Origin of the sequence: Pseudomonas sp. B21-054 (genome assembly GCF_026016345.1) — a bacterium.
Classification (GTDB): Bacteria; Pseudomonadota; Gammaproteobacteria; order Pseudomonadales; family Pseudomonadaceae; genus Aquipseudomonas.
In genome coordinates, this window is the sequence record NZ_CP087204.1 from 6,330,677 (window position 1) to 6,345,573 (window position 14,897).

Sequence of the window (14,897 nt, forward strand, 5' to 3'; positions counted from 1 at the left end):
TCGCTCCCACACTGGATGTGTGGCGTGCACAAAATCAGCGGCACATGGCCCCTGTGGGAGCGAGCTTGCTCGCGATGCAGACCACTCGGTCTTGCGTCAACCGAGGGCGGTCTTCTCCAGGTGCTCAAGAATGATCGGATACACATCCACCACCGCATCCTTGCCGAACATGCAATCGATGTGGCCGTAGCCCGGCACTTCGTGGCGGCTGAACAATTGCGGGCCGTGCATATCGCACAGTCGCTCATAGGTCTTGAGGGTGCTCTGCGGCAGGTAGCACTGGTTGTCGGCGCCGCTGATGAAGCAGATCGGCAACTTCAGTCGATCGAAATGCGGCATGTAGACGTCGTTGCCCTTGAAGTCCACCAGGTGCCCCTTGCGCACGATCAGCGCCAGGTGCTCGAAGGTGTGCATGTTCGATTCGCCGAACAATTCGTGCAGGTTGTCGTGCAGGGTTTCGTTGAGGGTGTCGTGGCGGTACAGCGACGCATACATGAACGTGATGCGGTGGCAGACCGGGTTGGTGCAGTAGCCTTGGGCCTCGATCCGGGCATAGCCGTTGAGGGCCTTGTCGTAGAGTTTGTTGAACCAGTTTTCCTTGGTGTCGGCGTAGGCCGTGAGGGATTTGATGCCGATCGCGTCGAGCATGCCCGGCAGGTGCAGCCCGGCTTTCAAACCGGTGGCGGTGGCGACCACCGTGTCGGCGGCGATCTGCGAGCAGACCACCGAGCGCACCCCTTGCAACCCCGCCAGCATCGACATGAAGAAGGTCGTCGCGCCATAGCAATGCACCACGCACTGCACGTCACGGGCCAGGGTCGCCTGCTGGATCTGTTCGATGGCCGCCTTGAAATCGTACTGGGCCACCTGGTCGCCGTTCCATTCGTGCTTGCTGGCGGGCAACAGGATGCTTACCCGCAAGTCGAGGAGCCAGACGTCGTACTCGTGCTTGCACAGGTACTCCAGCAAGTTGGTATGGATGGTGTCGGTGGAGAAGATATTCGAGCCCACGCCCAAGCCATGCACCAGCATTACCGGGCCTTTGCTGCCGGCCTGGTAACGGGTCAGGCGCAACTCGACGTTGTCTTCGGTCTGGAAGAAATGCACAGTCGGCGCCGGGGCATCCAGGGGCCGTTTGAGCCGGGGCGGTGCGTCCGGGTTGAAGTAGATATCGCCGGCGAAGACCCCGCCATAGCTCTCCCACAAGATGCCGGCGAAGAATTTGCCGAACCGTGCCAGCGCCTCCACGCGCTCACGCTCGTTGCGGGCGTTGAGTACTTTCATGGTGGTCATCTGTTTGGCGAAGTCGGCCGGCAGGATGTGCATCACCCCCGAGCCGATCACCTCGCCGGTCTTGTCCGGCCCGCGATACAACGTGACATACAGCGTGCTGGTGTCGTGCCAGATGTTCAGCACGCCATCATCCTCGGGCACGGTCTTGAAGGCGCTGAAGTAGTAATCGTGGCCGTCCTCGGCAGTCAGCTTCATGTCGTAGTTCATGTGCCGCACGCCGACCTGTTCCTGGTATTGCTCGAACAGGTTGAACACGCCATTGCTGGCGACCAGTGGCTTGGGCGAAAGCAGCGGCGCATCCAGGGTGCCCACCAGGGTCGCGGCGTGTTCCGGTTCCTTGATCAGCCGATTGAGATCGGCGGCGGTGATGGTCAGGGTGAACTCGATGGACGAGTTGTCGGCCTTGCCGCGCTTGGCCGCCGCTTCGTACAACGTCAGGTCGGTGCCCTGGGCCTGGGTAAAGGCGCTGGAAAAGTAGCCCTTCATGGTTTCGGTGAACTGCACGCCGAGGGTCGGCGGCGCCACGGCTTTGCGTGGAGCCGAGGGCAGCGTGTAGTCGATGATCCAGCCCCGGTCAGCTGCCAGTAGGCCCATGTTGCGCTCGCTCACCGCCGAGATGGTCAGCAGCGGGTTGACCGCCAGGGAAGTGGGAATCACCGCACCGTCGGTCACGTAGAGGCCGGGGTAGACATCCGTGCCGCTGGCGCCGCTGAACACCTGACCCTTGTGGTTGACCACGCCTTGCGTCGCGTCTTCACCCATCACGCAACCGCCCAACGGATGGACCGAAACGATGCTGTGCTTGAGCAGCTTGGTCCAGATCGGGTTCTCGACCCAGATTCCACCCAACGCCTTGGTGCTCTGGTGCAAGCGCTCATTGCCGAGGGTGACGTTTTCCTGTTCACCCACGCCAGGCCAATCGATGCGCAACTGATCCTTGTTGTCGAGCACCATGCGGCCTTTGCCGTTGTCGTGACTCATGATCAGGTAGGTCTGCATGTTATGCAGCGCGCCGTGATACGGCCCGCGCAGGAAACTCTCGGCTTCCCGGCCTTTGTATTTGAGGCTGGCCCCGAAGCCCGTGTCGGTGGGCACCCCGATCATCTCGGCGAACGCGGCCATGCTCGGCACCATGGGCCGGCCGAGGGCGCCGGGGATCGAGCCCTCCTCGATGACCATGCGGCTGCGCCAATCGCCCTCGGTGCGCATGTCGATGATCGACGTGATGCACGGGCCCACCGGTTCCAGTTCCTTGGCCGAATGAGCGCCGAAGCCAATGCCGTTGATGGTCTGGTCGCAGTTGTGGCCAAAGCCGAGGATGTCGCCGTTGCCGCTCATGTTCTCGCCCAACTGGGCGGACATCGACAGGCCTTTGTCCCGGGAACGCAACATGATCTCGGTGGAACCCAGGGTTCCGGCGGACACCACCACGATGTCGGCGCGCACGAACAGGGTCGGCGCCGAGAACAGCTCGCGGCCGCTGTCCAGGTACTGGAAGTGCACGATCCAGCCATTGCCGTCGCGTTCCAGGTGCCTGACTTCGGCCTGGCAGAAAATTTCCGCGCCGTGGTTCCAGGCGTCTGGCAGGTAATTCATCAGCGTGGTGTTCTTCGCCTTGTTGTTACACCCCGAGACACAATCGCCACAACCGTTGCACGGCAATTGCTCGACACCGACGTGATTGAGGTTGTTGGGCAGCTTGTCGAACGTCACGTTGATGGGCGGCTTGTAGAAATGCGCGTCCTGCTTGAGGTAACTCGCCGATTTGCGGTTGGCGTCGAGCTTGGGCAGCTTCGGCGACGAATCCGGATAAGGATTGGGCTTGAGCATCTCCCGGGCCCGCGCATAGCCCTCCTTGAGCAGCGTGTCGCGGTGTTCACGCACCGCCAGCGGCCAGCGCGGATCATCGAACACACCGGGCTCCGGTTCGAGGGAAACGTTGGCATTGATCAGCGACGTGCCGCCCAGGCCGCAACCGACCACCACGTTCTGCTGGGCGTTGACGTGCAGGTCGAACAGCCCGGTGCGCGAACCGATGTGGCCGTCCGGGTCGTGCACCTGCAGTTCCTCGGTGGCGGCGAGCATGGTGTTGGGGTACTCGCCGGGCTGGATCTCCCGGCCACGCTCCAGCAGGCACACTTTGCGTCCGGCCCGGGACAGGCGCGAAGCAGCGATACCGCCGCCGTAGCCCGAGCCGATGACGATCACGTCGTAATGCTCCTGGATGTCACTGATGGGGGTCGAGATCCGTGTCATGTTCAAGTCCTCTCAAGGCAAATGGGGCAACTCTGCGGTTGCCTGCAAATCAGGCGCACGAACGCCTGGCCACTATCCCGTGCGGGTTCGAGCGGCAGTCAGCGGTGTTACGGGGGGAACGCGGGGACCTACTGGGGCGCTATAGCCGCGCACGCAGATTGACGGCGCGGCGAACAGGCCGTTTGGGCAACGAGGTGGGACACGTCGGGACGCACGTCACAGGAGAAAATAAATACGAGCGAGGGGGCTGGCTATCCATCATGCGTTCTCCCTGAACCTGATGTGGATACAGTTGCGGTGTGTCCTTGTGCCCTGAGTGAAGACAGGCGACTGACGTCCGTCAAGGGAGTTCCTTAGAACTGTATGAAATTTGATCTATCGCGTTTTCGCCTATACCCGCCGTGGCTTGTAGCCTTCCGCAAACAACTTATCCACACGACCACCCACAGCAAATGGGGACAAGTGCGGCGCGAACGAAATTTTTCTGACGAGAAAGCGAATAAAAACCGTGACTTATGAACAATGACGGTTTTCATGGCAGATAGGTCAATTATTGATCAGCGGCTTGAAAGCCTTGCCAGGCCTGACGCGTGGAGGAGAGCGAACACCTTATCCACAGAAGCGCCAACAGTGTTTGGGGGTAATTTTGACGAATCTGTGGAAAACCCCTTCAACGCTCTGTAAATGACAGTTCCAAAGGGATTTTCTGGATAGAAAAGGCGATTTGATCATTTATTGATCAATCCCATGAAAGCCCCGCTTCGTATGGCTTGTAGAGGATAGCGAACATCTTATCCACAGAAGCGCCAACAGAGATTGGGGGCAAGTATGGACATGAACCGAAACTTATTCACCCATAAAACCCAGGAAAAACCGTAGGTTAGCCTGGTTGTTTTTTGAGCACTGCCTTGGAGAGCCCGGTTGGCGTGGTGTACCGCGAGGGGCGAACAGGTTATCCACAGAGGCGCGCACAGCGATTGTGGGTAACACATGCCCCTGTGGGAGCGGGCTTGCTCGCGAATGCATTTTGTCAGTCTCATTTGGACCGACTGACCCACCGCTTTCGCGAGCAAGCCCGCTCCCACAGGGATTCGGGCCAACCTGTGCCTCGCACAAGGGTTGCCGCCATGACGGTTAAGGCCGATGCATGAGATACGCCGCACCCGTCACCCGAATCATCGGATGCGGAACAACCTGGCAGGTCTTGACGATGCTGAAGCCATGGCGCTCGTAAAAGCGCCGGGCGCCGGTGTTCGCGGCATAGTCGATCAGGCTCAGGCCGTTGAGTTGCAATTGATCGACACGCTGCTGGGCCCGCTCGAGAAAACGCACGCCCAGTCCCTTGTTGCGCCAACCTTCATGAAGGGCCAGGCTCGAGATATAGAGGGTATCGGCGATTTCCATGTCGGCGTAGGGTGCCAGGATCGGATCTGTCACTGGGGTCGCCTGTGGATCATGACGCGTCACATAAGCGTGCATCATGCCGATGACCTGTCCGTCGGCCTGGGCGACAAGGCAATTCTGGTAGGAAAAATCGACGTCTTCCCGGGCATAACGCGCGGCGCCCACCTCAAGAAGGTCCTGGCCTGGCTCCGCCAGCTGGCTCCAGATGTAATCCGATGCGCCCTCCGAGGAGATTCGGAACAAACGAGCAATCTCGCGGGTATCCGTGGGCAAGGCGGGACGAATTTCTACTTCCATTGAGGGGACTCCATTGGCGATGAAACGACCTTTTTTACCCACAGGCTTGGGACGCGGCAACCCGCCAGGCCAGTGGTTTTATGGCCGGATGTTGCAACAGGTCAGGTGGGTGTTTTTTGAGTGCAGGCCTGAGCGGCCTGGTGTGCGGCAGGCGCCGAACAGGTTATCCACAGAGGCGCATTCAGGCATTGTGGGTAAACACATGCCTCCTGTGGGAGCGAGCTTGCTCGCGATAGCGGTGGATCAGTAGCATTGATGTTGCTGACACGCCGCCATCGCGAGCAAGCTCGCTCCCACAGGGGATTTAGGTGTTCCCGGGTTTAGCGAACAACCCCTTCCTCAATCAACAGCTTGAGAATCGCCTCGGCCCCGGCCTCCGGACTCACGCCCTTGAGCACCTGGCCGCCTCCGCCGCTGGCCTTGGCCGTGGCGGCCTTCATACGGTCGGCGCCGCTCTTGGCCTTGATCACTTTCAAGCGTTTGGGCCGTGGCTTGGCCGGTTGCAGGGTCGCCACCGCCAGCAAGGTGTCGTCGATCACCTCCACCTCTTCAGCGTGCAAGGCCCCGCGCCGCGCCGGGCCAAACGCGCTTTGCCGAGGCTTGGGTGCGGCGTTATCCACAGTGGCCAAGAATGGCAGGCGCACTTTCAGGCGACGCCGTTGGCCACGGGGCAAGGCTTGCAGCACCAGGGCCACGCCGTTGTCGATGGATTCGACCTGAGCCAGCCCCACCACCAGCGGCCAGCCGAGGTTTTCCGCCAGCAGGAAGGGCAGCATCCCCGAACCTTCACCGGTTTCCGCCTGGCTACCGGTGAGCACCACTTGGGCGCCGACGTCGCGCAAGTAGTCGGTCAGGGCCGGCAGCGCATCGGCGCCGATGGGGTTTTCCAGCACGTGCAGTTCATCCAGGCCCATGCCCAAATAAGCGCGCAAGGCCGGTTCGGCGACGTCGCCTGCGTGCAGCACCTGCAGGTCGTTGCCGGCCAGTTGCAGGCCCAGTTCCACGGCGCGGGCATCCTGTTCGGCACGCCGAGGCCGACCCGAGGTCGGGTGGGCACCGATGGACACCAGGCTGATCACTTGAGTACTCATGGTTGAATCCTTTTAAGCCGCATCGCGCTTGGCTTCGTTGCGGTAAGCCTCTACCGCCGCGATCAAGGCCTGGAGAATCGCCGCACTGTCACCGATCACCGACAGGTCTGCCCGTTTGATCATGTCGCAGCCCGGGTCGAGATTGATCGCCACCACCTTGTCGCAGGCACCGATGCCTTGCAGGTGCTGGATCGCCCCGGAAATCCCCACGGCCACGTAGACCCGCGCCGTGACCCAGGTGCCGGACGCGCCGACCTGACGGTCGCGAGCCATGAAACCATCGTCCACCGCCACCCGCGAAGCGCCCTCGGTGGCGCCCAGGGCCGCGGCGGTCTGGTGGAACAGTGCCCAGTCCTTGACCCCGTTGCCGCCGGAGAAAATGAACTCGGCTTCGGCCATCGGGATCGCCCCCGGGTCCACCGCTACCGCGCCCAGGTCTTCGATGCGCGACAAGCTGCGCGCCACGCTTGTGGATAACTCCACTGGCAGGGCTTCGTGACGGGTTTCACTGACCGGCTCGGCGCATTCGGCCGCCGCCAGTATCAGGCGTGCCAATGGCCGGGCCAGGTCTTGCAGGCCTGCACCGGCGCGGCCAATGCACTCCTCGCCCTTGACCTGCCAGACCCGCGTCGCCGGACGCTCGCCCAGTGCCGCCGCCAAGCGCCGGCCCAGTTCGCCACCACCGGTGCGGCTGTCGGGCAGCAACCAATGGCGAGGGTTGAATTGGTTATCCACAGCCCGCAGGCCCTGGACCCGTTGCTCCGGTGCATAACCGCTGAAAGCCTCACCTTCCAATACCAGCAAGCGGTCGACACCGGCCGTGGCGAAGGCGTTTTCCTTGTGCTCGCCGAAGACCACGGCCAGCACCGCGCCGTCCGTCCCCGCAAGCTGATGGGCCAGGCCCAGCAGATCGCGGTCGTGGCTGCTCAGGCGACCACCGACCATGTCCGGCACCACGCTGATGTAGAACGCCGGTTGCGGTACTTGATGCAGCGGCAATTGCACTTCAACGGCGGCAGTGCGCTTGCTCGCGCCGCCCTGCTGGGCGCCGCTGCGGTCGATACGCTTGATGCCGTTGGGACCGATGAAGCCGACGCCGTGGACATTCTTGCGGATCACGCCGTTGGGCCCCATCCAGCTGTGCTGGACCGGTTGCATGGCCGCGTGCAGCGGGTGCAGGCGGTTACGGGCGATCCACTCGGCGCGAGGGTCGCGGCGGATGATGTCGCTCATTAGTGCACCTCCGCAGGTTCACGTTTGGCCGGAGCCACTGGCTTGCTTGGGGCCGCGTCTTCGAGCAGCGCGTCGGCCACCAGTTCAGCGATGTCCTTGATCATCGGCCGCGGTTCGACCACGCCTTCGAGCATCGCGGTGCACTGTGGACAACCCACCGCCACCAACTCAGCGCCGGTTTCGCGAATGTCGTCCATGCGCATGTCAGGAATCCGCTGCTTGCCTGGGATGTCGGTGATCGGCGCGCCGCCACCACCGCCGCAGCAACGGGAGCGGAAGCCGGAACGCTGCATTTCCTTGACCTCGATACCCAGCGCACGCAGCACTTGGCGCGGAGCCTCGTATTCACCGTTGTAGCGACCCAGGTAGCACGGGTCGTGATACGTCACGCTGTCGCCCTTGTGCTGGCCGAGGTTCAGGGCACCGGCGTCGATGATTTCCGCCAGGTAGGTGCTGTGGTGCTGCACCAGGTAGTTGCCATCGAAGGCGCCGTATTCGTTTTTCAGCACGTGGAAGCTGTGGGGGTCGCAGGTGACGATGCGGTTGAAGCTGTATTTGGCCAGGGTCTGGATATTGCGCTTGGCCAACAGCTGGAACGTCGCTTCGTCACCCAGGCGCCGGGCCACGTCGCCACTGTCGCGCTCTTCGAGGCCGAGCACGGCGAAGTCGACTTTCGCCGCCTTCAGCACTTTGACGAAGGCCCGCAGGGTGCGCTGGTTGCGCATGTCGAAGGCCCCGTCGCCGACCCAGAACAGCACGTCGGTGGATTTCTTCTCGCTGAGCAGGTTCAGGTTCAGATCCGCCGCCCAGTTCATCCGCCCACCCGGGGCAAAGCCGCCAGGGTTGTCGGTGGCGATGAGGTTTTCCAGCACCTCGGCGCCTTTGTTCGGCGTGGCGCCTTTTTCCAGGGTCAGGTGACGACGCATGTCGACGATGGCATCGACGTGCTCGATCATCATCGGGCACTCTTCGACGCAGGCCCGGCAGGTGGTGCAGGACCACAACGTCTCGGCGTCCACCAGGCCATTGACGATGGGCTGATGGGGGTTGCCAGCATGCTCACCCACAGGTTTGCCCGGGTATGGGCTGCCAGCGAATTTCGCATCGGTGCCGCCGGCCAGGCCGACGACCATGTCCTGGATGAGTTTTTTCGGGTTCAGGGGCTGGCCAGCGGCGAACGCCGGGCAGGCCGCTTCACACTTGCCGCACTGCACGCAGGCGTCGAAGCCAAGCAGTTGGTTCCAGGTGAAATCCTTGGGTTTTTCAACGCCCAGCGGTGCCGCCGGGTCGCTCAGGTCCAACGGCTTGAGCCCGGTGGAACGACCGCCGCCAAAGCGCTCGGCACGACGGTGCCAGGCCAGGTGCAGGGCACCGGCAAAGGCGTGCTTCATCGGCCCGCCCCAGGTCATGCCGAAGAACAATTCCGACACGCCCCACAGCACACCGACACCCAGGACCGCCGCCACCAGCCAACCGCCGAAGTTCTCCGGCAGGATGCCGGCCACCGGCAGGGTCACCAGGAAAAACGATGCTGAGAAGGCCAGCAGGCTTTTCGGCAGGCGCATCCATGGCCCCTTGGACAAACGGGCAGGCGGATTGCGCCGACGCAGGTAGACGAAGATCGCACCGACGAACATCACGGCCGACATCAACAGCAACGCATAGCCGAGGAAGCGGTTATGCAGGCCAAACCCGTGGACCAGGATCGCCAGCACCACCGACGCCACCGCACCACCGGCCGTGGCCACGTGGGTGTTGGCGATGTATTTGTCCCGCGCCACCACATGGTGCAAGTCCACCATGTAGCGCTTGGGCATGGCGAAAAGGCCACCGATCAGGTCGACCTTGGACGGTCGCCCCCGGCGCCACATATTCACCCGCCGCAAGGCGCCGAGGACCGCAAGGCCCAAAGCGGCGAACAGCAGGATAGGAAGAAGGGTGTTCAACATGGTGAAGCTCCCAAAGACCTCAGGTCTTGCAGGCACAGAAACCTGGATGTCTTGCTCGATCCCTGTGGGAGCGAGCTTGCTCGCGAAGACGGACTCAAATTCAACATATGTGTCGATTGATCCACCGCTATCGCGAGCAAGCTCGCTCCCACAGGGTTATCCACAAGCCGTTAGAAATCCTTGCACAGCCGCAGGGCGTCGTAGATGGCGGCGTGGGTATTACGCTGCGCCACGCAGTCACCGATGCGGAACAGCAAGTAGCCGTCGCCACTCTGCTCCAGGCAGGGCTGAGGCTTGATCGCGAACAAGGCTTCGACGTCGATCTGGCCCTTGTTGCGCGAACCTTCCTTGAGCGCGTAGTAGATTTCTTCGTCCGGCCGCACGCCGTTTTCCACCACCACCTGGTCCACCACGCGTTCTTCCTTGGCGCCGGTGTATTCGTTCTCCAGCACCGCCACCAGCTTGTCGCCTTCGCGGTAGACCTTCTCCAGCATCATGTCCCCGGTCATGATCACTTCCTTGGGGTACATGCTGCGGTAGTAGGTGGGGAACGAAGTCCCGCCAATAGCTACGCCCGGTTTGATGTCGTCGGTGACGATCTCGACCTGGCTGCCCTTGTCGGCGAGGAAGTCCGCCACCGACATGCCGGTGAACTCGCAAATGGTGTCGTAGACCAGCACGTTCTTGCCTGGCGCGACCTTGCCGTCGAGCACGTCCCAGCTACTGACCACCAACCCTTCGGCGGCGCCCCAGTGTTCGTTCTGTTCCAGGTTCGGATGCCCACCGACGGCCAGCACTACCACATCCGGACGCAGGTCCATGATAGTCGCCGCATCCGCCGCCACGCCCAGGCGCAGATCGACTTTCAAGCGTGCCAGCTCCAGCTGGAACCAGCGGGTGATACCGGCGATCTGGTCCCGTTGCGGAGCTTTCGAGGCCGTAGTGATCTGCCCGCCGATGAATTCCTTCTTCTCGAACAGGGTCACATCGTGCCCACGTTCGGCAGCGACACGCGCCGCTTCCATCCCGGCCGGGCCGGCACCGACGACGACCACCTTGCGTTTCGGCCCGGTGGACTTCTCGATGATGTGCGGCACGCCCATGTATTCACGGGACGTCGCGGCGTTCTGGATGCACAGCACGTCCAGGCCTTGGTACTGGCGGTCGATGCAGTAGTTGGCACCGACGCACTGCTTGATCTGGTCGATCTGGCCCATCTTGATCTTGGCGATCAGGTGCGGGTCGGCGATGTGCGCGCGGGTCATGCCGACCATGTCGACGTAACCGCCCTCCAGGATCCGCGTAGCCTGGTTCGGGTCCTTGATGTTCTGCGCGTGCAGCACCGGGACCTTGACCACTTCCTTGATACCGGCGGCCAAGTGCAGGAACGGCTCCGGTGGATAACTCATGTTCGGGATGACGTTGGCCAGGGTGTTGTGGGTGTCGCAACCCGAACCCACCACGCCGATGAAATCCAGCATGCCGGTATCATCGTAATACTTGGCGATCTGCTTCATGTCCTCGTGGGACAAGCCATCCGGGTGGAACTCGTCGCCACACAGGCGCATGCCCACGCAGAAATCGTCGCCCACTTCAGCGCGCACGGCCTTCAGCACTTCCAGGCCGAACTTCATGCGGCCTTCGAAGCTGCCGCCCCATTCGTCGGTACGCTTGTTGACCCGCGGGCTCCAGAACTGGTCGATCATGTGCTGGTGCACGGCGGACAGCTCGACGCCGTCCAGGCCACCGGCCTTGGCGCGCTTGGCGGCGCTGGCGTAGTTGCCGATCACCCGCCAGATTTCTTCCGGCTCGATGGTCTTGCACGTGGCGCGGTGCACCGGCTCACGCACACCGGACGGCGACATCAGGGTCGGCCAGTTGAAGCCGTCCCAACGCGAGCGACGGCCCATGTGGGTAATCTGGATCATGATCTTGGCGCCATGCTTGTGCATGGCGTCGGCCAGGTTCTGGAAGTGCGGGATGATACGGTCGGTGGACAGGTTCACCGAGCTCCACCATTCCTGCGGGCTGTCGATGGCGACCACCGAGGAGCCACCACAGATCGCCAGGCCGATGCCGCCCTTGGCCTTTTCTTCGTAATACTTCACGTACCGGTCGGTGGTCATGCCGCCGTCGGTGGCGTAGACCTCGGCATGCGCGGTGCTGAGCACGCGGTTACGGATGGTCAGTTTGCCGATCTGGATCGGCTGGAACATTGCTTCAAAAGCCATGGCGCGATCCTCGACTTACAACGGCTTGACGATGAACAGGCCGTCGTCGTGGCCTTCTTCGGAACCGCCGTAGACCTGCTCGGCCACGGTGCGGATCGAACTGCCGCGAGCGGCAAGAATCTGGTCCATGGCGCCGGCGAACCAGCCGGTGAACATGTAGTCGACCTTGCGCCCGACCTTGCCGTATACATAGACGAACGCCGAGTGCTCAAGCTTGACGCTGGCGGTGCCTTTATCCAGGTCGATGTCCTGGATCTTGAACAGCCCCCAGCCACGCTGGGACAGGCGCTTCATGTAGTGCTCGAACACCGCGACGCCTTCCAGGCCGTGGCATTCGGCTTCTTTTTCACACCAGTGCCAGGCGGATTTGTAGCCGGCCTTGTAGAGAATCTCGGCGTAGGCATCGGCGCCCAGCACTTCTTCGATGCCCATGTGGTTGTTGACGAAGAAGTGACGCGGTACGTACAGCATCGGCAGGGCGTCGGAGGTCCAGACACCGGTTTCGCTGTCGACTTCGATAGGCAGTTGCGGGGCGATCTTGGCCATGAAAACTTGACTCCGGAAATTCGTGGTATTGCCTGCGGCGCAGAGGGCCGCAGGTAGAGGATTCAGCGGTGCGGCGGCGGTTATTCGCCCCAGACGTCTTTCAGGACGTTGACCCAGTTTTCACCCATGATCTTGCGCACCACCCGCTCAGGGTGACCGCGCTTGAGCAGCGTCTCGGTGAGGTTCGGGAACTCGCCCACAGTGCGGATGCCCAGGGGATTGATGATCTTGCCGAAGCTGGTCAGACGACGGGCGTAGCCCTTGTCATGGGTCAGCATCTCGAAGAAATCCTGGCCGTGACCCTGGGTGAAGTCGGTACCGATGCCAATGGCGTCTTCACCGACGATGTTCATGGTGTATTCGATGGCTTCGGCGTAGTCGTCGATGGTCGAGTCGATGCCCTTGGCCAGGAACGGCGCGAACATGGTCACGCCGACGAAACCGCCGTGGTCGGCGATGAACTTCAGCTCTTCATCGGACTTGTTGCGCGGGTGCTCTTTCAGGCCGGACGGCAGGCAGTGGGAATAGCACACCGGCTTCTTCGATTCGAGAATGACTTCTTCGGAGGTCTTGGAACCGACGTGGGACAGATCGCACATGATGCCGACGCGGTTCATCTCGGCGACGATTTCGCGACCGAAGCCCGACAGGCCGCCGTCACGCTCGTAGCAGCCGGTGCCCACCAGGTTCTGGGTGTTGTAGCACATCTGCACCACACCCACGCCGAGCTGCTTGAAGATCTCGACGTAGCCGAGCTGGTCTTCGAAGGCGTGGGCGTTCTGGAAGCCGAAGATGATGCCGGTCTTGCCCTGCTCCTTGGCGCGACGGATATCAGCGGTGGTTTTCACCGGGATCACCAGGTCGCTGTTCTCGCGGATCAGCTTCTGGCTGGCGACGATATTGTTGATGGTGGCCTGGAAACCTTCCCACACCGACACGGTGCAGTTGGCTGCGGTCAGGCCGCCCTTGCGCATGTCTTCGAACAGGTCGCGGTTCCACTTGGCAATGATCAGCCCGTCGATAACGATGCTGTCGGCGTGCAATTCGGCTGGGCTCATCAGGCAGTCCCCTTTTATCAGCGATTCATGCGCCGAATCGTGTGCCGGCGCTTTGGGGCCAGCATATGCCTGAGGGCCGTAGCGACCGGGTGCAAAAACGACAGGGGAATTGCCGAAAGCGTCAATCCGCGACAAAGGGCTATGGCGAGCCCACACTGCCCGTCTGTTATTTACCGGGCGCTTGCGCCAGAATCCGCCGCATCACTGGTTTTCACTGACTTGAGCGGCAACGCGATGAAATCAATCTTCCTGGCTTTGGCACTGATCAGCACCCTGGCACACGCAACCGAAGACACCGAGCCCAATCCCTGCGACGAAGTTGAAAACGACGTCCAGACCCTGGCCTGCTCGGCCTACGGCAAGACCGCCGCCGAACAATTGCTCAATGAAAACCTGCAGAGCCTCTTTGAGCGCTTGCAAACCCGCTACACCAGCGACAAGGCCCAGCTCAACGACATCACCGCCAAGGTTAAGGCCGCCCAACAACTGTGGCTCAAACAACGCGACGCCGACTGCGCCATCGCCGCCTTCCCGGCCAAACCCGGCAGCGAAGCCTACAAGATCGCCGAAAACGACTGCATGGCCCAGGTAAGCGATGATCGGTCGGAGTTTTTGGAGTCGATTGGGCAGGATTGACCTCAGAGAGGTCGTTCCCGCCCCCGCCTACTGTCAACTCTGACAGTAGGCGGATCACAAAGAGAATCCTAGGATGACGCCACGCTTGGCTTTGCGGGGATTCTCTTATGCACGCTCTTACCGCCCTGCCCTTCTACGGCGCGGCCATTTTCATTGCCATTGTGCTGGGCATCGAAGCCGGTCGCCAGATCGGCAACCGTCACCTGGTCCAAGACCCGGAGGGTGCCCGCCAAGGCATTGGTGCAATCGAAGGCGCGGTGTTTGGCCTGCTGGCGCTGCTGATTGCCTTTACTTTTTCCGGTGCGGCCACGCGTCTTGATCAACGGCGCGCGCTGATCGTGGCCGAAACCAATGCCATGGGCACCGCCTGGCTGCGCCTGGATCTGCTACCGGCGAGCGAGCAACCGGCCGTGCGCCAGGCGTTCAAGGACTACGTCGACGCCCGCATCGAGTATTACCGCGACCTGCGCGAAGACGAACTCGACGAGGCCGCCCATGATCACGCCGGTGCTTTGCAACAGATCATCTGGAAACGCACGATCGCCGCGCTGCAACAGATGCCCACCCCGACCCTGGGGGTCAGTGTGCTGCAAGCACAAAATGAAATGATCGATATCACCACGACCCGCGCCGTGGCCCATGAAACCCACCCCCCCCTGATCATTTACCTGATGCTGGTGACCATGGCCCTGATCAGCGCCCTGCTGATCGGCTATGGCATGGCGGGGACAAAGCGGCGCAACTGGCTGCACAGCCTGGGTTACGCGGCAGTCATGGTCGGCGTGCTGTATGTGATCCTGGACTTCGAATACCCCCGCTTCGGCGTCATCCGGGTCGATTACTTCGACAAGATCATGCTTGATCTGCGCCAAGGCATGAACTGAGTGGGCCACAGGTGAAAAA

At 61.9% G+C, this 14,897-nt stretch carries 10 protein-coding genes; 2 read left to right on the plus strand and 8 right to left on the minus strand.

Annotation, left to right across the window (positions count from 1 at the left end):
- Window positions 1-96: 96 nt before the first annotated feature.
- The 8 genes from LOY70_RS27590 to LOY70_RS27625 form a co-directional block, all read right to left on the minus strand.
- Window positions 97-3,549, minus strand: coding sequence for a GMC oxidoreductase (locus tag LOY70_RS27590; protein WP_265031675.1), 3,453 nt, complete (start codon window positions 3,547-3,549; stop codon window positions 97-99).
- Window positions 3,550-4,683: 1,134 nt separating this feature from the next.
- Window positions 4,684-5,250, minus strand: coding sequence for a GNAT family N-acetyltransferase (locus tag LOY70_RS27595; protein WP_265031677.1), 567 nt, complete (start codon window positions 5,248-5,250; stop codon window positions 4,684-4,686).
- 320 nt (window positions 5,251-5,570) lie between these two features.
- Window positions 5,571-6,341 carry an electron transfer flavoprotein subunit beta gene (locus LOY70_RS27600; RefSeq protein ID WP_025215873.1) on the minus strand — a complete coding sequence of 257 codons (771 nt, stop codon included), beginning with the start codon at window positions 6,339-6,341 and terminating at the stop codon, window positions 5,571-5,573.
- 12 nt (window positions 6,342-6,353) lie between these two features.
- Complete coding sequence (locus tag LOY70_RS27605; protein ID WP_265031680.1) at window positions 6,354-7,574, minus strand: electron transfer flavoprotein subunit alpha/FixB family protein; 1,221 nt, start codon at window positions 7,572-7,574, stop codon at window positions 6,354-6,356.
- Complete coding sequence (gene dgcB, locus LOY70_RS27610) at window positions 7,574-9,523, minus strand: dimethylglycine demethylation protein DgcB (RefSeq protein WP_265031682.1); 1,950 nt, start codon at window positions 9,521-9,523, stop codon at window positions 7,574-7,576. Before dgcB ends, LOY70_RS27605 begins: the two co-directional genes overlap by 1 nt.
- 170 nt (window positions 9,524-9,693) lie before the next feature.
- Complete coding sequence (gene dgcA, locus LOY70_RS27615; RefSeq protein ID WP_265031683.1) at window positions 9,694-11,754, minus strand: dimethylglycine demethylation protein DgcA; 2,061 nt, start codon at window positions 11,752-11,754, stop codon at window positions 9,694-9,696.
- 15 nt (window positions 11,755-11,769) lie between these two features.
- The gene (locus LOY70_RS27620; RefSeq protein WP_030139308.1) at window positions 11,770-12,300 is read right to left on the minus strand and encodes a DUF5943 domain-containing protein; all 531 of its coding nucleotides are present in this window, start codon (window positions 12,298-12,300) and stop codon (window positions 11,770-11,772) included.
- An 80-nt stretch (window positions 12,301-12,380) separates the two neighbouring features.
- On the minus strand, window positions 12,381-13,358 hold the full coding sequence (locus tag LOY70_RS27625) for a dipeptidase (protein WP_030139307.1): 978 nt from the start codon (window positions 13,356-13,358) through the stop codon (window positions 12,381-12,383).
- 234 nt (window positions 13,359-13,592) lie between these two features.
- On the opposite strand from LOY70_RS27625, the gene LOY70_RS27630 reads away from it, so the two are divergent.
- Complete coding sequence (locus tag LOY70_RS27630; protein ID WP_265031697.1) at window positions 13,593-13,994, plus strand: lysozyme inhibitor LprI family protein; 402 nt, start codon at window positions 13,593-13,595, stop codon at window positions 13,992-13,994.
- 107 nt (window positions 13,995-14,101) lie between these two features.
- On the plus strand, window positions 14,102-14,878 hold the full coding sequence (locus LOY70_RS27635) for a DUF4239 domain-containing protein (protein WP_265031698.1): 777 nt from the start codon (window positions 14,102-14,104) through the stop codon (window positions 14,876-14,878).
- The last annotated feature ends 19 nt before the right edge of the window (window positions 14,879-14,897 follow it).